This is a genomic window from Flavobacterium sp. NRK F7 (assembly GCF_024054195.1).
Taxonomy (GTDB): Bacteria; Bacteroidota; Bacteroidia; order Flavobacteriales; family Flavobacteriaceae; genus Flavobacterium.
Genome location: NZ_JAMXLB010000001.1, coordinates 131,556 through 149,758 on the forward strand (window position 1 = coordinate 131,556; position 18,203 = coordinate 149,758).

At 31.5% G+C, this 18,203-nt stretch carries 14 protein-coding genes; 6 read left to right on the forward strand and 8 right to left on the reverse strand.

The features are described from left to right. Positions 1-389: 389 nt before the first annotated feature. Positions 390-1,640 (forward strand): methionine adenosyltransferase, encoded by a 1,251-nt coding sequence (gene metK, locus NHF47_RS00530; RefSeq protein ID WP_252763087.1) that lies wholly within the window; start codon positions 390-392, stop codon positions 1,638-1,640. 77 nt (positions 1,641-1,717) lie between these two features. Here metK and NHF47_RS00535 read toward each other — a convergent pair whose 3' ends face one another. Beyond that, positions 1,718-4,432, reverse strand: coding sequence for a carboxypeptidase-like regulatory domain-containing protein (locus tag NHF47_RS00535; protein WP_252763088.1), 2,715 nt, complete (start codon positions 4,430-4,432; stop codon positions 1,718-1,720). Between the two features lie 101 nt (positions 4,433-4,533). After that, entirely contained in the window at positions 4,534-5,370 is an 837-nt protein-coding gene (locus tag NHF47_RS00540) for a GLPGLI family protein (RefSeq protein WP_252763089.1), read from the reverse strand. Between the two features lie 118 nt (positions 5,371-5,488). On the opposite strand from NHF47_RS00540, the gene NHF47_RS00545 reads away from it, so the two are divergent. After that, positions 5,489-6,976, forward strand: a complete 1,488-nt coding sequence (locus NHF47_RS00545; RefSeq protein WP_252763090.1) for a sensor histidine kinase KdpD — start codon at positions 5,489-5,491, stop codon at positions 6,974-6,976. Next, positions 6,966-7,646, forward strand: coding sequence for a response regulator transcription factor (locus NHF47_RS00550; RefSeq protein ID WP_252763091.1), 681 nt, complete (start codon positions 6,966-6,968; stop codon positions 7,644-7,646). Before NHF47_RS00545 ends, NHF47_RS00550 begins: the two co-directional genes overlap by 11 nt. A 3-nt stretch (positions 7,647-7,649) precedes the next feature. Here the strand turns inward: NHF47_RS00550 and NHF47_RS00555 are convergent, their stop codons facing one another. Beyond that, positions 7,650-8,555, reverse strand: a complete 906-nt coding sequence (locus NHF47_RS00555; protein WP_252763092.1) for a GLPGLI family protein — start codon at positions 8,553-8,555, stop codon at positions 7,650-7,652. A 128-nt stretch (positions 8,556-8,683) separates the two neighbouring features. On the opposite strand from NHF47_RS00555, the gene NHF47_RS00560 reads away from it, so the two are divergent. The 3 genes from NHF47_RS00560 to NHF47_RS00570 are packed head-to-tail and all read left to right on the forward strand — an operon-like array spanning position 8,684 to position 10,728. Beyond that, the gene (locus NHF47_RS00560) at positions 8,684-9,469 is read left to right on the forward strand and encodes a hypothetical protein (protein ID WP_252763093.1); all 786 of its coding nucleotides are present in this window, start codon (positions 8,684-8,686) and stop codon (positions 9,467-9,469) included. After that, positions 9,469-10,083, forward strand: a complete 615-nt coding sequence (locus tag NHF47_RS00565) for a deoxynucleoside kinase (protein WP_140997441.1) — start codon at positions 9,469-9,471, stop codon at positions 10,081-10,083. The genes NHF47_RS00560 and NHF47_RS00565 overlap by 1 nt, the downstream gene beginning before the upstream one ends. A gap of 54 nt (positions 10,084-10,137) precedes the next feature. Beyond that, positions 10,138-10,728, forward strand: a complete 591-nt coding sequence (locus NHF47_RS00570) for a carboxymuconolactone decarboxylase family protein (protein WP_252763094.1) — start codon at positions 10,138-10,140, stop codon at positions 10,726-10,728. Here NHF47_RS00570 and NHF47_RS00575 read toward each other — a convergent pair. The 5 genes from NHF47_RS00575 to NHF47_RS00595 form a co-directional block, all read right to left on the reverse strand. After that, a complete protein-coding gene (locus tag NHF47_RS00575) occupies positions 10,725-13,190 on the reverse strand; it encodes a glycoside hydrolase family 2 protein (protein WP_252763095.1) in 2,466 nt (821 codons plus the stop codon). The genes NHF47_RS00570 and NHF47_RS00575 overlap by 4 nt on opposite strands. Continuing rightward, a complete protein-coding gene (locus NHF47_RS00580; protein ID WP_252763096.1) occupies positions 13,183-13,854 on the reverse strand; it encodes a copper homeostasis protein CutC in 672 nt (223 codons plus the stop codon). The genes NHF47_RS00575 and NHF47_RS00580 overlap by 8 nt, the downstream gene beginning before the upstream one ends. Positions 13,855-13,866: 12 nt before the next feature. Beyond that, positions 13,867-14,859: an isoaspartyl peptidase/L-asparaginase family protein gene (locus NHF47_RS00585; protein ID WP_252763097.1), complete on the reverse strand. Its 993-nt coding sequence runs from the start codon at positions 14,857-14,859 to the stop codon at positions 13,867-13,869. 108 nt (positions 14,860-14,967) lie between these two features. Then, positions 14,968-17,508 carry a sodium-translocating pyrophosphatase gene (locus NHF47_RS00590; protein ID WP_252763098.1) on the reverse strand — a complete coding sequence of 847 codons (2,541 nt, stop codon included), beginning with the start codon at positions 17,506-17,508 and terminating at the stop codon, positions 14,968-14,970. A gap of 111 nt (positions 17,509-17,619) precedes the next feature. Next, entirely contained in the window at positions 17,620-18,150 is a 531-nt protein-coding gene (locus NHF47_RS00595) for an inorganic diphosphatase (protein ID WP_252766044.1), read from the reverse strand. Between the last annotated feature and the right edge of the window lie 53 nt (positions 18,151-18,203).

Genomic DNA, 18,203 nt, shown 5'->3' on the forward strand with positions numbered 1-18,203 from the left:
TCTAGTATTTATTTGTGTCAAAAGTAGAAAAAAAAACTATTTAAAAAAACTAAATAGTATAATTTTCTAATTTTTACACATTTAAAAGTCAAAAGCAAATTAAAAAACTAAAAAACAACTTTTAATCCATTTTAAAAACCAAAAAAACCAACCATTCTAGTTTTTAATTAAAAATGTTAATATATTTAAAAAATAAAAACGAATCGCTTTTATATTCGAATTGATTTCCTAAATTTGCCCCATTAATAAAAAAGAGGAAAAATTTGAACTGATTGCAACCTCTTAATACTATTTGTTAGTATTAAAAAAAATGCTAAAGCAGTACCTACTACTTTAGTATTTTCTATACAATTAGCTCAAATATACCTCACTTAATTTAAAAAGAAACTATGGCTTATTTATTTACGTCAGAGTCTGTGAGTGAAGGACATCCAGACAAAGTAGCTGACCAAATTAGTGACGCATTAATTGATAACTTTTTAGCATTTGACCCTGAGTCAAAGGTTGCTTGTGAAACCCTAGTTACTACTGGCCAAGTAATATTAGCAGGTGAAGTCAAATCCAAAACATATCTAGATGTACAACAAATTGCAAGAGAAGTAATTCGTAAAATTGGTTATACCAAAAGTGAATATATGTTTGAAGCAGATTCTTGCGGTGTTCTTTCTGCCATTCATGAGCAATCTGCCGATATTAATCAAGGTGTTGATAGAGCCACAAAAGAGGAACAGGGAGCTGGAGATCAAGGGATGATGTTTGGTTATGCAACTAATGAAACAGAAGAATACATGCCGTTAGCATTAAAGCTTTCTCATGAAATTCTTCAAGTATTAGCAGAATTAAGAAGGGAAAATCGAGATATTACTTACTTAAGACCTGATGCAAAATCCCAAGTAACATTAGAATACAATAACGATAACAAACCTGTTCGTATTGATGCTATTGTTGTTTCCACACAACATGATGATTTTGCTGATGAACCAACTATGCTAGCAAAGATTAAAAAAGACATTATCGAAATTTTAATCCCAAGAGTTATTGCTAAAAATCCACAATACGCTCATCTTTTCAACGATAGTATTAAATATCATATTAATCCTACTGGAAAATTTGTAATTGGCGGACCTCATGGTGATACTGGTTTAACGGGTAGAAAGATTATCGTAGACACATATGGCGGAAAAGGAGCTCATGGTGGTGGTGCTTTTTCTGGAAAAGACCCAAGTAAAGTGGATCGTTCAGCAGCTTATGCAACGAGACATATTGCTAAGAACTTAGTAGCAGCTGGAGTAGCAGATGAAATTTTAGTACAAGTTTCATATGCTATTGGAGTAGCAGAACCAACTAATATTTATGTAAATACTTATGGAACAAGTAAATTAAATAGCACAGATGGTGAAATTGCTAAAAAAGTAGCTGAAATATTTGACATGAGACCTTACTTTATTGAGCAACGCTTAAAATTAAGAAACCCTATTTACAGTGAAACGGCAGCTTACGGCCACATGGGTAGAAAATCAGAAACCGTAACAAAAACTTTTTCAGCTCCTGGTGGTAATGAAAAAACAGTTACTGTAGAATTGTTTACATGGGAAAAATTAGACTTTGTAGATAAAATTAAGAGTGCATTCGGACTTTAATTTTAATACTAATAGACAAAAAAGCCTGACATTTAATTTACATGTCGGGCTTTTTTTATAACTAACACTATTATTCTTTATAAATTGTATTTTAAACTTAAGATAATGTATCTTGGTTGAACAAAATAACTGGAAAAATTACTGATTCCGGCAATTTGATTAAAACTATTATTATTTAAAGATTTTGTATCCAAGATATTCGTTCCCGAAAGTTTATACTCCCACTTACTATCTTTCTTTTGATAAATCAAACTTGCACTTAGAAAATCATATTCATTGTCCACCGATTTTGATTTGTTTCTATTATGATTAAACGTATAATCAGAAACAAATGAAAAAGCATCTAAGAAATAATATTCCAAACCTATCGTTGGGCTATCTGTATAAAAAGTATCGGTAAAATTATCATTAATTGTATACGTATAACCTAACGATATGTTAGGCAAGGTTTTATAATTCGTTGCAAATTTCACATTATAATTTTGCGTAAAAGATTCTGTAGATTGAATTGTGGTTGGGTTGTTTGTTGGATCCGAATCCGCATCTGGGAATACACGAATATTATTAAATTTCCCCCAATTCATACTTAAGCCTAAAGATCCTTTGTAATATTTAGCAAATGAACGCCCGTAGTTAAAAGAGCCCGAAATGGATTCATCAGCAAAATTAGAAGGCATGTTTACCGAAGTAGAGGTTTGAAAAACATTATTCAACAACGCTTTACTTTTAATCGCATCTACTTGTTTCGTATAATTTAAGAATCCGAAAATATTTTCGAAGTTAAACATATTGTATTTGAAATAACGCAGACTATGGTTTTGAGATAAGGAGTTTTCCAAGTTTCGGTTTCCATTAAACAAACTGTTATAATTGGAGAACACATAGCCTTCAGCAAGTTTTGCAATGTCTGTAAAATTATTTTGTAAGGAAAAATTATAGGTTAATGTTTCTGATTTTTTAATTTGGTATAAAGCATATACATCTGGCAAAAAGCGAGTGAAACTCATGGTATTTGAACTTTGTAACTGATTATCTTTGGTGTTGTATTGATGCACACTGAAACCTGGATTAAAAGTAAACTTACCCGTTATAAACTTATAATGCAAGCCCATAAAAACATCATTAAAAGCATAGTCTACATCATTTTTAGTAGCATCAATTAAGTTAGTATTTATAGCACCATTATCTAAAATTTGAAAAATATCAGAATTGAAATTTTGATACGAATACGTATTGCCAATTGTTAGATTAATATTGCTTTTTGGAGTTACCATATAATAATAATCCCCTTTTACGTCTAATTTATTCGTTTTAACAAATCTATTTTGATTAATATCATATAGCGATTGTGCTTGAAAATCAATTATTGGAAATGGATTATTAGCTAAAATAGCATTGTAAAAAGGATCTTCTTCTTGGTACAAATGTTGCATTTCAAAAGCAAAAACACTCTTATCATTTAAAGTATAATAATAATTGAAATTCTGATTTAACGAAATTGGATTTTGTTTTTTATTGGTATAAATCGCTCCTAAAACATTGGATATAGAAGATTGATTTTCTTTTTGATCTGAAAACTTCAACAAAGCATCATAATCAACATGCAATTTATCTGATGGCACATAACTGGAACTTAATTTCAACAAGGTTTGTGTCGTAGTTTGATTGGATACATCTTCTCTTGTTTCATCTTGTAAATCACCTTCATTAGGTCGATCCGTAATTGAAAGATTTCTAGTATTGGTTTTATTTCCTAAAACGATGCCAAAACCACTAAATGTTAACGATTTTGTAGGATTGTAGCTAAAGTTGGCCGCACCAAATTTAGTATCAATATTGGCCGCTTGATTGTTATTCAAATTCCCAATACCTAAATCATTAGAAGCAATATTAAAATTAGAACCTCCTTTACGCATCATGTTTCGAAAACCACCTGTAAATTTAAAATAGTCACCCGTTGTTAAAGGCAATTCTCCAATATTATTAAAATTACTAATTACATTGATGCTAATTTTAGGGTTATAATAAAACAATTTGGGATTTATCAAATACCGATCTTCTTCATGTCCAACACCAATTCCAGCAGTAATATCACCAAACCAAAAATTCTTTTTCCCTTCTTTCAATTTGATATTCAACGCTACGTTTTCTTCATTATTTTCTAGACCACGAAGATTGGCAACTTCATTATAATTACGCAACACCTGAATTTTATCTAACGCGTTTGCAGGAATATTTTTAGTGGCAATTTTGGTATCTCCATCGAAGAAATCTTTGCCTTCTACCATTACTTTTTGAACCGATTTTCCTTCCACTGTAATTTGACCTTCAGAATCCACCTCAACACCTGGCAATTTTTTCAAAACATCTTCTAATTTGCGTTCCGTGCCATTGGTAAAGGAATCCGAATTGTATATTATCGTATCTCCAGATATAGAAACAGGCATCTCATACACTACTTCTACATCTTTTAATTGAACACCTTGTGACATTTTTATGTCAAAATTGGTGTTTTCTGCAGTTGTTTTTACATTTTGTTCAAAGGATTGAAATCCTATATAACTGGCTTTTATTTGATACGAAGTATTGGCTTTCAAATTCAAGGCATATTTTCCTTTTTCATTGGTAATCGCATAGGCATCCATTGCTTTAGTCTCTGTATTGATTGCCATTACATTGGCCATCTCTAAGCCTAAACCTGTACTATCTTTAACTACTCCTTCAAACCGAATATTTTGAGCAAAACTAAAAGACGTAACAAATAATAAAATTGAAAAAAGAATTTGCTTCATGAGATTTGTTTTTTTATTCATATACAAGACTAAATTTATTGGCATTTGTTACATTTTAATTCGTTAATTTCATCGTTTAGACCTTCTATTTTTAAAAAGGTTTAATTGATTCTAATTTCAATTACCCCATTTTCATTCGTCATACTTTTTAACTTTTTCACTTGTATAGAATCAAATTCATTTTGTGAAACTTTTTTGCCATTTTTTGGAACTTTTATTTCAATTTTATCTTTTGGATTTAAAACAAGCTTATTGCACAAAAAAACAGTATTAAATTCATGTAATTCTAAAATTAATCCAGGTAGCCCCCAATATTTTCCTGGACCATTTGAAATAGGAATATCTAAAGTATACCAAGCTTCTATAATCTCCTCCTTTGGTTCTTTCAATTCTAACAGATTGGTTTTACCTGCTTCTTTTTTCTTTTTAAATTCTTCATATTGTTTTTTGTCTTCTTCACTAACTGGAATACTCAATTCAGCTTTAAAACATAGATAATTTCCTATTTTCTTTTGTTCCTCTGTTAATTTCCAATTCATCTTTTGCAAAGAATCTACTATTAGAAATTCTTTTCCAAAAATATCGTCTTCTTTTATGTATTGCCTATTTTTAAAGTTTTTATACAGTTTCCCAGAAGTACTACTCCCTATGAAATCCATTTTTATATTTGGACCCGAAGAAGGTTTTGGTTTCGCTAATTTTTCCTCTTCTTCATAAATAGATTCAAAGTTGGTAAAATGTAAAGTAAAGGTTTTTTCAAATGCTTTTTTCATTTTTTCCATCATATCCTCTTTCATTTCAGGTGTTAGATCATTACTTGTAATATTAAAATCTTTTAATTGCGTTTTTGAGGTATAATACACTACACCTTCAAGGCTTTGAGCCCAATTAATTAATACAAAAAACAAGAATAATGTTGTAAAGGTTAAAGTTTTCATTTTCGCTTATTTAAAATTATGAGACAAACTAAAAAATTCTTATACAAACAAAGGGTTAATGTTTGTTAACGTATGTTAACAGTGTTAATTCTTTTGAAATACTTCCTATTTTTGAAACATGAATGTGAATATCAAAAAAATATTTTTATTTATAAGTATCGTTATTTTAAGTACGATATGTCTTCAAGTATATTGGAATTATAAAAATTACATTACCAATAAAAACCGACTTTTTAATGAAATTCAGATTGCTTATGACAAAGCATTAGAAATGTATTTTACTGAACAATCTAAAAAAGATGTAATTAGTTTTTTTAGTACGGATAAAAATTTAAAATCAAAAGATTTTATCAATCTGGTTTTAAAAGATCCTCTTTTCAAGAATGAAATTAGGACGAAATCTCCTAAAAGAAAAGAAACAGATAGTCTTTTTTTGGAAAGTTTTAGCGATGATAATATCAAAATTGATACAAAAATATTTTTTGCGGACACAAAACAAGATTCGCACCCAAAAAACAAATCCATTCGAGTTTTAAAAGGCATGACAGCTCAAAAAGAAATTGGTGGTGTAGAACAATTTCCGAATCGAATTGTAATTAATATGTCTAGTGACACCATTAGATATAAAACCTTAGATTCAATTTTTAAATTAGAATTAGACCGAAAAAAAATTGGACTCGAATATGGTTTTGAACATCGAAAAAAAGATTCTCTATTTTATTATTTCTCTGCAAATAAAACGTCGTTTTCTGAAAAAATCATCCCTAAATCTTCCTTTTTCAAACCAGATGAAACTTTACTATTAGATTTTAAGTATTCCAATTTGCAACTTTTTCAACGCATGGGAGTTGAACTTTTATTATCTTTTGTTTTCTTATTGGCTGTAATAGGTTGTTTATTTTTTATGCTTTACACCATTAACAAACAAAAAAAAATGGATGAAATAAAAAACGATTTTATTAACAATATTACTCACGAATTTAAAACACCTATAACTACCATTGCTACAGCTTTAGAAGGCATGAGTAATTTCAATCCTACTAATGATTTAGAAAAAAATAAAAAATACATTTCCATTTCTAAAAACCAACTTATAAAACTAGAAAGTATGGTAGAAAAGATTTTAGAGACCGCTACTTTATCTACAGAAGAATTAAGTTTAAGTTATGAAGAAATCAATATTACTTCTTTTTTAAAAAACATTACTGAAAAATACAAAACCATCACAACTAAAGAGATTGCTTTTATTGGGTCCGAAAAACCGCTTTTTGTTTCTGGTGATTCCTTTTATTTGGATAATGTTGTTTCAAATTTGATTGATAATGCAATTAAATATGGTGGAAACACAATAACTATAAAATGTAGAAAAGAGAACAACAATATTATTATTGATGTCGAAGATAATGGTAATAGTATTCCAAAAACTGAAGAAAAATCTATTTTTGAAAAGTTCTACCGAATTCCAACTGGAAATTTACACGATGTGAAAGGATATGGAATTGGATTGTATTATTCAAAAGAAATCATTCACAAACACAACGGCACATTAGAATTACTGAACACAAACCCTACTGTCTTTAGAATTATTTTACCTTATGGATACTAAACTTAAAATATTGTTAGCAGAAGATGAATCCTCATTAGGTTTAATCATCAAAGAGAGTTTAGAAAATCGTGATTTTGTAGTCCATTTGTGTGAAAATGGAGAAACTGCATTAGAAGTGTTTTACAAAAATTCATTTGATGCAATCGTATTAGATATCATGATGCCTAAAAAAGATGGCTTTTCAGTGGCAACCGAAATAAGAAAAGCAGACAAAGTAACTCCTATTTTATTTTTAACATCTAAATCTCAAACACAAGATGTAGTTACGGGTTTTAAAATTGGCTGCAATGATTACATTAGAAAGCCTTTTAGTATGGAGGAATTAATTGTTAGAATCATTGCTTTAACAGAAAGAAAACTCCAAATCGAGAAAAAAACAAATTTTCAAATAGGAAAGTATCACTTCAATCCTGACACACAGCTATTAACACATCCCAAAGAAACATTTTCATTAACGAATAGAGAAGCGTTACTTTTAGAATTATTATTAAAAAACAAAGGAGAAATAATTACTAGGGAGACTATTTTAACTATTGTTTGGGAAAATGATGATTTTTTTAGCGGCAGAAGTATGGATGTTTTTATTACGCGATTGCGAAAAAAATTAAACCTCGACCCTACCGTTCAAATCATTAACAGTAGAGGTCGAGGTTATAAATTAATTGGTTAAAAATTAGAATCCTCTTCTTCCTCCTGGACCGCCACCTCTTTGACCTCCATACATTTCTCTCATTTCTTCCATTTTTTTCTTGACAATTTCGTCATATTCTTTCTGAGTAACTTCTTTTCCTTTTGTAGGCGCTTTAATTTCTACTTTCTCTTTAGAATTCAATACAATTTTAGAACATAGTAATACTGTTGTGCCATCATTAACCTCTAGAATTAATCCAGGCAAACCCCAATATTTATCAGGCCCTTGATTAATAGGAATTTCAGGACAATACCAAGCCGTAATTGTTTTTTCCTTTATCTGTTCGATATCGTCATTCATGAAATTTGTTTTTTTGGATCCATTAACAGAATCTTTTTCTTTCTGTTCTTTTTCTTTATTTTCATCGTTACGCGAACCTCTCATTCTAAAATTTCTAAAATCTGTTGGATCTGTTGCCACTACTGCAGTAGCTTTAAAACAAGTGTACTCCCCAATTTTTTTAGTTTCAGAACCCATTTGCCATTGGTACTTTGGCAAACTATCTTTAATTAAAAATTCTTTACTAAAAAACTCTTTGTCTACAGCATACATCTTTTCTTTTACATTTTTATACTGCGTTCCACCGCCACCCATCATCGACATCATCATGCGCCCTCCATTATTGGTTCCAGGTGCATCTAATTTTTCTTCTTCCTTATAAATAGAAGCCGATTTGTTAAAGTTTAGAATGAACGTTTTTTCAAACATTTTTTTCATTCGTTCTTCAATATTTTTTTGCATTTCTGGAGTAATTTCTCGATTGCCTCCAAAATTTTTCATAAGCTCTGCCGTACTTGTCTTTGATTCATACACAGCAGTACCTTGAAACTCTTGCGCAAAAAAGTATTGGGAAACAAATAAAGCCAACAATAAAGGTATTTTTTTCATGTTTTTTTAGTTTTTACAGCTATTATATAGACTCTCAAAAATGGTTTTTGTTACAGTATTTCAGTAAATATAAAGTTAAAATACTATCTTTAGATTCTATTTTTTAAAAAAGGTTTAATTTTTCTTAGATGAAATTGAATTACACATTTTTATTTTTTATTTTTTTTATTGTAACATTTGGACAAGAAAAAATTACAACCGTTCCGTTGGATTCTATCCCTAAGGAAAATAAAGTGTTTCTTGAAAACAACAATCAAAATCTTTATTATGTAACCAATAATGTTTTTTACAAAAAAACAGCAGATAAAACAATAAGTTATAATGCTATTTCATTAGGAAATTTAACTCATGTTGATATCTATAATCCTTTACAAATTGTTTTATTTTATAAAGATTTCAACACTATTATACTGGTTGATAATCAATTAAACGAAACACATAAAATAGAAGGAAACACAATTGATGACATTATTAATTTTGACTGTATTGGACTCGCTATTCAAAATCAAATTTGGTTTTATGATTTTATAAGTCAAAAAATAGGTTTGTACAATTTCAATACAAATACTTACAACTATTTATCTACACCTTTAACCCATAAAATAGTAGATTATGCTACCGATTATAATTATTTTTATTGGATAGATGATGAAAAAAATGGATATCGTATTTCAATCTTTGGGAAAATAAATTCTTTAGGCAAACTACCCGAGTATGATAGCATACAAATCCTTTCGGATGAAAATTGCATTTTCAAAAGAGAAGAAAAGCTTATTTTTTTAGACATCAAGAAAAACAAACAGTATGAAATAAATATTTCTAAAAATTCATTTGATAAATTCTATTATAAAAATGGAATTTTATCTATTTTTACCCCAAACAAAGTTATTAATTATAAAATACTTTTACCGTAATGCATATAGCAGTTGCTGGAAATATTGGAGCCGGGAAAACCACTTTAACAAAATTATTAGCAAAACATTTTAAATGGGAAGCACATTTTGAAGATGTTGTTGATAATCCGTATTTAGATGATTTTTACCATCAAATGGAACGTTGGAGTTTTAATTTACAAATTTACTTTTTAAACAGTCGTTTTAGACAAGTATTGCAAATTAGAGAATCAGGTAAAACTACCATTCAAGATAGAACAATTTATGAAGATGCGCATATTTTTGCGCCTAACCTTCACACTATGGGTTTAATGACTAATAGGGATTACAACAATTACAAATCTTTATTTGATTTAATGGAAGGCTTAGTAGGCTCGCCTGATTTATTGATTTATTTGAGAAGTTCAATTCCTAATTTAGTAAGTCAAATTCACAAAAGAGGTAGAGATTATGAAAACACAATTTCTATTGAATATTTAAGTCGATTAAATGAACGCTATGAAGCATGGATTGAAACCTATGACAAAGGAAAATTAGTCATTATCGATGTAGACAATATAAATTTTGTAGACAATCCTGAAGATTTAGGAAGTATTATTAACAAAATTGATGCCGAATTAAACGGTTTATTTTAATTTAAACCTCTCCAAAAGAGGGGGTTTTCATTTAACAACTAAAACAAAAATAACATGCCTTTAGTCACTCCTTTACACCCTGATCATGATACTGCAACAAAAGAGTTAGCCACTTTTTTTAATGAGACTTTAGGTTTTTGTCCTAATTCGGTTTTAACAATGCAACACAGACCTGCCATATCAAAGGCCTTTATCAATTTAAATATGGCAGTAATGGAAAACCAAGGTCGCGTTACTTCAGCTTTAAAAAGAATGATTGCCTGGGTAAGTAGTAATGCTACTGGCTGTCGTTATTGTCAAGCGCATGCGATAAGAGCAGCAGAACGCTACGGTGCAGAACAAGAGCAATTAAATAACATTTGGGAATATAAAACGCATCCTGCTTTTTCAGATGCTGAAAGAGCCGCATTAGATTTTTCATTAGCAGCTTCTTTGGTTCCAAATACTGTTGATGAAGCTATTAAAACAGAATTATATAAGCATTGGAACGAAGGTGAAATAGTAGAAATGCTAGGAGTTATCTCACTTTTTGGTTATTTAAATCGTTGGAATGATTCTATGGGAACTACCTTAGAAGAAGGAGCCATTGAAAGTGGGAACCAATATTTAGAAAAAACAGGCTGGGAAGTTGGCAAACATATCTAATTTAGGGTATCAAATAAGCTTTTAACAGAAACTGTTTTTACAGGTTGTGTGACTTTTATGGTATAGACTTCATTCGGCAAAACATCAAAATAATTGTGGCTAAAATGAGTTTTCTCATCTGAAGACAAACACACATTTTTAGCTACTACATTTGATGTAATTTCATAGGTTACTTCATCTATTTTTGTAATCTTTAGACCTGGTTTTAGCAACTGTAAGTCTTTGGGTTTAACCCAATAAAAAGTAGTATTCACTTTTTTCTCTTTCGTTACAAACTGAAGTTGCACCACTGATTTTTTTCGATATTTCTTAGGAATGTCTTTTTTTGAAAAGGTATACACGATTTGACTTGAATTTGCTTTCACTTCTGTTAGAATAGTCTTTTCAAAAAGTACTTTTCCATTAAAATCTATAGTTTTCAAAATTAAATTACCTAAAATATCTTGCAAACTATCATTTACCAAATACACCTGATATTTTTCTTTGTCTTCTCCAACCGAAATAAGGAGGTTTTCAAAACTTTGCTTTACTTGATAATGCGACGCTTTCCAATTCCCAAAATAATCAACAGAACTCCAAGAGGTAACAGGCCAGCAATCATTGAGCTGCCAATAGAGTGTTCCCATACAATTAGGCTTTGCCCTTCTATGCGCTTCAATAGCTACTTTCATGCCTTTTGCTTGCAACAATTGAGAAACATAACTATAATTTTCAAAGGTCTTTGGAATTATATAATCGCGTTGCATGTATTCTTTTATGGTTTCATAGCCTGTGGGATGTTTTTGATGGCTTTTTATACTTTCGGAATCAAATTCTAATTGATTTCCATTCGAAAAATAGTTAAAAGTAGTCATATCTGGCATTCCTTGAAATCCATATTCACTCATGAAACGTCCCACTTTTTCTTCGTATATTTCAAAAGGTTCTTTTCCCCACCAAACACCCCAATAATGAGCATCTCCTTGTAGCAAACTTTCCTTTCTTCCCCAACCAATGGAAGGAGAAGATGGCCAATAAATCGCTTTTTTTTCTGGATACAAACTATCCAACGTATTTGGAAGTAATTCGTGAAATACTTTTTGGTAATCCTTCCATATTTGAGTAGAATCTGCTTTAGAATACTTCAATTGCTTTTGCCAACCCCAATTATGCCACGCTTCATCTATTTCATTATTGCCACACCAAAGTGCTAAAGAAGGATGATTTTGAATTCGATTTACATTATCGATTACCTCTTGCTTTATGTTTTCTAAAAAATCTTTCCCTCCTGGATACATGGCGCAAGCAAACATAAAATCTTGCCACACTAGAATTCCATTTTTATCACAAGCGTTATAAAAAGCATCGCTAGCATATACACCGCCTCCCCAAACACGCAACATATTCATATTTGCTGCCACTGCGTCTTCAATTCGTTTTTGAGAAACACTATCCGCAACTCTTGGCAAAAAACTATCCTCTGGAATATAATTGGCTCCCTTCATAAAAACAGGCTTGCCATTCAGCTTAAAATAAAAACTTTTCCCTATAGCATCTTGTTCTTGAATTAATTCAATGGTTCGTAAACCAATGTTCATTTCTTGTGATTCTATTTCTTGTAAATCGTCAAACAAACTAATCTTGAAAGCGTATAAATTGGGTTCACCTAAACCATTACACCACCACAATTTAGGGTTATTTATCCTATATTTTATTGGAATCTTATGCAATCCTTTTTGTAATTCAACCTTTGCAATTGAGTCATTAACCTTTATTGTAATTACTTGTTTTTTTTCAGAAAACACTGTTGTGTTAAACTCTAAATCAGCTTTTTGAGAATCCAATTGAACTTGTTTGTAACTACTGTTTACCAAAGTAAGTTGGTTCCAAAAATGTAATTTTACATCTTTCCAAATTCCTGCTGTAACCAATCTTGGTCCCCAATCCCAACCATATTGATAGGGTGCTTTTCTTGAATACACTCTTTCATCTGTAGGCAATTGAACCGATTGCTTCTTAGCTATATGTTGCTCTTCAATCACTGCTGATTTGAAAACCACTTTGAGTATATTTTCTCCTTCTAACAAATACTTTCTAACGGGAATTTTCCAAATTCGAAACATATTATTGGCTTCCAAAATAAGTTGGTTGTTTAAAAAAACAGAAGCATATGTATCAAGACCATCAAACTGCAAATCAATATTTTTAAAATTCATTTCAGATTGAGAGAGAAAGAAAGAAGTCTTATATTCCCAATCTTTTTTTTCGACCCATTGTACATTTTTTTCATTGGTTTCCAAAAAAGGATCAGGTATTACATTATTGGCTAACAAATCAGTATGAACCGTACCAGGAACTGTTGCGGTAAACCAATTCTTTGTATCAACTTGTTTAAATTTCCAATTTTCACTACTTAATGACCGTTTTAAGTTTTGCCCAAAAAACACAATAGGGAAGAAAAACAAGACCAAATACTTATTCATTTAATATCGATTTTAAGCGTTGAATTTCTATGGGATCGGCAGTTTCTGTTCCATCAGTAATAGCAGAAGAATGATAAAATATTGCATTTGTCTTTTGTTGAATCATTTTCAAATTCGAAGAACGTAAACTTCCTCCTGGCATAATAATTATTCTGTTATTTGCTTTTTGAACTAACCGTTTTAACTGAGTAGCACCATCGTTAACATTTTTTGCGTTTCCAGAAGTTAAAATCGTTTGAAAACCACATGCAACAAGTTCTTCTAATGCTTGGAAAGGATTTGAAACTTCGTCAAAAGCTCTATGAAAAGTACACGGTAAAGGTTTTGCTAGAGAAACTAAAGCTTTATTTTGAATCACATCTACTTTATTTTCAACATCTAAAATTCCGAAAACAAATCCATTAATTCCCATTTCCTTTACTACTTTTATTTTTGATTGCATCCATTCCAATTCTGTTTCATTATAAACAAAATTTCCACCTCTCGGACGAATCATCACATATATAGGAATGTTTATTTTTGCTTTCACATTTTGAATCATTTCGAGTGAAGGCGTTGTACCTCCTATGCTCATTTCAACACATAATTCTATGCGATCAGCTCCGTTTTTTTGAGCGATTTCAGCAGATTCTAAATTAAAGCAGGCAATTTCTAATGATGGCATTATTGGATCAATTTATTTCAAAAAGTAAGCCGAATCTATTAATTTATTTCCAGAAGTATCTTGTACTGCATAATTAAAACCACTTTGTATACAATAAGCGCCATACTCTCCTTTTTTATTTAGCGCGATAAATCCAACTTGAATATCTTTTAAGTTTTTATTTCTGTTTTTTGTAAGTTTAACAATTCGTGCCACTGCCTCTTCACAAGCTTTTTGAGGTGTTTTTCCTTGTCTCATTAATTCGACCACTAAATGACAGCCTACAATTCTAATGACTTCTTCTCCATGTCCTGTGGCAGTAGCAGCTCCAATTTCATTGTCTACAAATAATCCTGCACCAATAATAGGAGAATCACCTACTCTTCCATGCATTTTAAAAGCCATTCCACTAGTAGTGCAAGCTCCAGAAAGATTACCATGACTATCTAAAGCAATCATACCAATCGTATCGTGGTTTTCAATATTAGCAATAGGTTTATACTCACTCTTTTTCAGCCATTCTTTCCATTCTTTTTCAGAAGCTTCAACCAATAAATTTTCTTTCTGAAATCCTTGAGAAAGTGCAAACTGTAAAGCACCATCTCCCACTAACATGACATGAGGTGTTTTCTCCATAACAGCTCTAGCAACTGATACAGGATGTTTAATATGTTCCAATGCAGCTACAGAACCAATATTTGAAAATTCATCCATAATGCAAGAATCCAAAGTTACTTTCCCATCTCTATCAGGTCTACCACCAAAACCAACACTTCTTTCATTCGGATCTCCTTCAGGAATTTTAACACCCGCTTCTACTGCATCTAAAGCTCTTCCTCTATTGTTTAGAATTTTCCAGGCCTCTTCATTAGCTTGAATTCCAAAATTCCAAGTTGACAAAACTATAGGTTTATTTATTGCACTGCTCTTTTGATTGCTATTTTCTTCCTTCGTTTTAAACGAATATAACGCTAAACCAACAGAAGCTGCTGCTGTCGTTTTTAAAAAATCTCTTCTGTTTTTCATATTGTTTTTAAATCAGTTATAAATGTATTGAAACCTATACTAGAACCAAAAAATCTCTTTCAAAATACATTAAAAGAGATTTTTTGTGTGAAAATATTTTAGAAAAAATTATTTAAGCATTTCTATTTGTGCAGTAACTTCTGCATCTGTACCTTCAAAAGTTTTTTCGGACACCTTCTCCTCTCCATCATGCATTTCAGTTATTTTCACAACCGCTTTGACAGTACCATTTTCAGCAACTGTTTTTTCAATTTGTACTTCTTTACGAGTTTCCGAATTTGCATGAACATCATGGTTTAAGCTGTGTATAACTTCACCTTGTAACATCTTACAATTAGGATTCATACAGCCTTTTTCAATACATTCAGCCTCACTCATGGATGCACATTCCACCATTGCACCATGTTTATGACAACACGCCCCCATAGCCATTTCAGAAGTAGCGGAATGCCCTCCTAAAATTGGAGCAATAACCAAACCAATCAAACACGTTAATTTTATCAAAATATTCATTGAAGGTCCTGAAGTATCTTTGAAAGGATCCCCTACTGTATCACCAGTTACAGCTGCTTTATGAGCATCAGAACCTTTATAAGTCATTTCTCCATTAATCTCAACACCAGCTTCAAAAGACTTTTTAGCATTGTCCCATGCACCACCCGCATTATTTTGAAAAACAGCCCAAAGCACGCCTGAAACGGTAACTCCAGCCATATAGCCTCCTAACATTTCTGCTACTAATTGGTTATTATCTTGATATACTAACATTCCTAATAAAACAATTGCAATAGGGAAGCCAATAGTTAAAATACCTGGCAACATCATTTCGCGTAAAGCCGCTTTTGTAGAGATTTCCACACATTTACCATATTCTGGTTTTCCAGTTCCTTCCATTATTCCTGGAATTTCTTTGAATTGACGACGTACTTCGTACACCATATCCATAGCAGCTTTACCCACAGAATTCATCGCCAAAGCTGAGAAAACTACAGGAATCATTCCGCCTACAAATAACATGGCTAATACTGGGGCTTTAAAAATATTAATTCCATCAATACCTGTAAAAGTAACATAAGCAGCAAATAAAGCCAATGAAGTTAATGCTGCAGAAGCAATTGCAAATCCTTTTCCAGTTGCAGCAGTAGTATTCCCTACTGAATCTAAAATATCAGTTCTAGTACGCACTTCTTTTGGCAACTCACTCATCTCAGCAATTCCACCTGCATTATCAGCGATAGGTCCGAATGCATCAATAGCTAACTGCATAGCAGTTGTTGCCATCATTGCAGAAGCTGCTAAAGCAACACCATAAAACCCTGCTAAAGCATAAGAAGCCCAAATAGCGCCACCAAATAATAATACTGTTGGAAAAGTAGAAATCATACCGGTTGCTAAACCAGCAATCACATTAGTTCCAGCACCTGTTGAAGATTTTTGAACAATCGCTAAGACGGGTTTCGTACCCAATCCTGTATAATATTCTGTAACTGATGAAATAGCTCCACCTACAAACAAACCAACAATTGTAGCGTAGAAAACACGCATAGATGAAATTTCTTTTAAGCCTTCCCCATAGAAATTTAATTTCATGGTTTCTGGCAACATATATTGTACTAAGAAATAACAAGAAACTAATGTTAATCCTATAGAAACCCAGTTACCAATATTTAAAGCACCTTGAACTTGTTTTTCTTTAGCATCATCAGAAGCAATTTTTACTAACATAGTTCCAATGATAGAGAATAAAATTCCAAAACCAGCAATTGCCATTGGCAATAAAATAGGTCCAATCCCTCCAAAAGCATCTTGGATGGCACCACCCATATCTTTGATAACATAATTACCTAATACCATAGCTGCTAATACCGTTGCTACATAAGAACCAAACAAATCCGCTCCCATACCTGCGACGTCACCTACATTATCACCCACATTATCAGCAATTGTAGCTGGATTTCGAGGATCGTCTTCTGGAATTCCTGCTTCAACTTTACCTACTAAATCCGCACCTACATCAGCCGCTTTAGTGTAGATTCCGCCACCTACACGTGCAAAAAGAGCAATGGATTCTGCTCCAAGAGAAAAGCCTGCTAAGGTTTCTAAAACGATAGTCATCAATTCAGTTGGAGATTTTTGAACCCCATCAAACATGGTTGATTCCCAAACTCCATTCATAAAAACTTGGAATAAAATAATAAAAAACACTGTTAAACCTAAAACGGCTAATCCTGCAACACCAAGACCCATAACAGTTCCACCGCCAAAAGACACTTTTAACGCCTGAGGTAAACTGGTTCTTGCAGCCTGAGTTGTTCTAACATTCGTTTTGGTAGCAATCTTCATCCCCATATTTCCTGCTAATGCAGAAAAAATAGCTCCAAAGATGAAAGCTACTACAATAAGTATATGTGTTGTTGGCACTATAAATGAAATTGCCGCTAGAGCAATACTGGCTCCAATAACAAAAAAAGTTAACAATTTATATTCTGCTTTTAAGAAAGCCAAAGCTCCCTCATATATATAGTCGGAGATTTCTTTCATTTTACCATCTCCAGCATCTTGTTTTAAAACCCAGGCTCTTTTATAAAACATAAAAGCTAAACCTAATAATGCCATAATTACAGGCACATAAATCATTATTGAATCCATACAGTTTTTTTGGTTGTTTTAGTTAAACTTATTTTAAGGTTTTTAACAAAAATAAACAAAAAAGGCAATATTCCTAATGAATATTGCCTTTTTTACATGGATTATCACAATTTATTTAATACTAAATAATCCTTCTGGTTTATTTTCTAATTCGTTGAAACGGTTGGTACATTTTACTAAAATTTCTTTTGCTTCATTTACGTCTCCCCAACCTTCTACATCTACTTTTTTATTTTCTAGGTCTTTGTAAACTTGGAAAAAATGTTCGATTTCTTTAATTAAGTGCGGATTTACATCACTTAAATCGTTTAATTTATTCCAAATTGGATCAGAAACAGGTACACAAATTACTTTTTCATCTGGTCCTTTGTCATCAGCCATATGGAATACACCAATAGGTTTTACTTCCATAACGCAACCTGGAAAAGTAGGTTCGTTTACTAAAACTAAAACGTCTAATGGGTCTCCATCTAAAGCTAAAGTTTCTGGAATAAATCCGTAATCTGCAGGATACATCATAGAAGAAAATAACATTCTATCAAAACGCATTCTTTTTAACTCGAAATCATATTCGTATTTGTTTCTACTTCCTCTTGGAATTTCTATCAATACATCAAATGTTGTAACTTTATCTGCTGTCATTTTTTTTATTTTTAAAGCGGGTGCAAATGTAATCATTCTAGATTTTTTTAAAG

Bases quoted from the DNA above. Each gene is read 5' to 3' on its own strand.
- metK (WP_252763087.1), top strand. From the start codon at position 390: ATGGCTTATTTATTTACGTCAGAGTCTGTGAGTGAAGGACATCCAGAC.
- NHF47_RS00535 (WP_252763088.1), bottom strand. From the start codon at position 4,432: ATGAAGCAAATTCTTTTTTCAATTTTATTATTTGTTACGTCTTTTAGT.
- NHF47_RS00540 (WP_252763089.1), bottom strand. From the start codon at position 5,370: ATGAAAACTTTAACCTTTACAACATTATTCTTGTTTTTTGTATTAATT.
- NHF47_RS00545 (WP_252763090.1), top strand. From the start codon at position 5,489: ATGAATGTGAATATCAAAAAAATATTTTTATTTATAAGTATCGTTATT.
- NHF47_RS00550 (WP_252763091.1), top strand. From the start codon at position 6,966: ATGGATACTAAACTTAAAATATTGTTAGCAGAAGATGAATCCTCATTA.
- NHF47_RS00555 (WP_252763092.1), bottom strand. From the start codon at position 8,555: ATGAAAAAAATACCTTTATTGTTGGCTTTATTTGTTTCCCAATACTTT.
- NHF47_RS00560 (WP_252763093.1), top strand. From the start codon at position 8,684: ATGAAATTGAATTACACATTTTTATTTTTTATTTTTTTTATTGTAACA.
- NHF47_RS00565 (WP_140997441.1), top strand. From the start codon at position 9,469: ATGCATATAGCAGTTGCTGGAAATATTGGAGCCGGGAAAACCACTTTA.
- NHF47_RS00570 (WP_252763094.1), top strand. From the start codon at position 10,138: ATGCCTTTAGTCACTCCTTTACACCCTGATCATGATACTGCAACAAAA.
- NHF47_RS00575 (WP_252763095.1), bottom strand. From the start codon at position 13,190: ATGAATAAGTATTTGGTCTTGTTTTTCTTCCCTATTGTGTTTTTTGGG.
- NHF47_RS00580 (WP_252763096.1), bottom strand. From the start codon at position 13,854: ATGCCATCATTAGAAATTGCCTGCTTTAATTTAGAATCTGCTGAAATC.
- NHF47_RS00585 (WP_252763097.1), bottom strand. From the start codon at position 14,859: ATGAAAAACAGAAGAGATTTTTTAAAAACGACAGCAGCAGCTTCTGTT.
- NHF47_RS00590 (WP_252763098.1), bottom strand. From the start codon at position 17,508: ATGGATTCAATAATGATTTATGTGCCTGTAATTATGGCATTATTAGGT.
- NHF47_RS00595 (WP_252766044.1), bottom strand. From the start codon at position 18,150: ATGACAGCAGATAAAGTTACAACATTTGATGTATTGATAGAAATTCCA.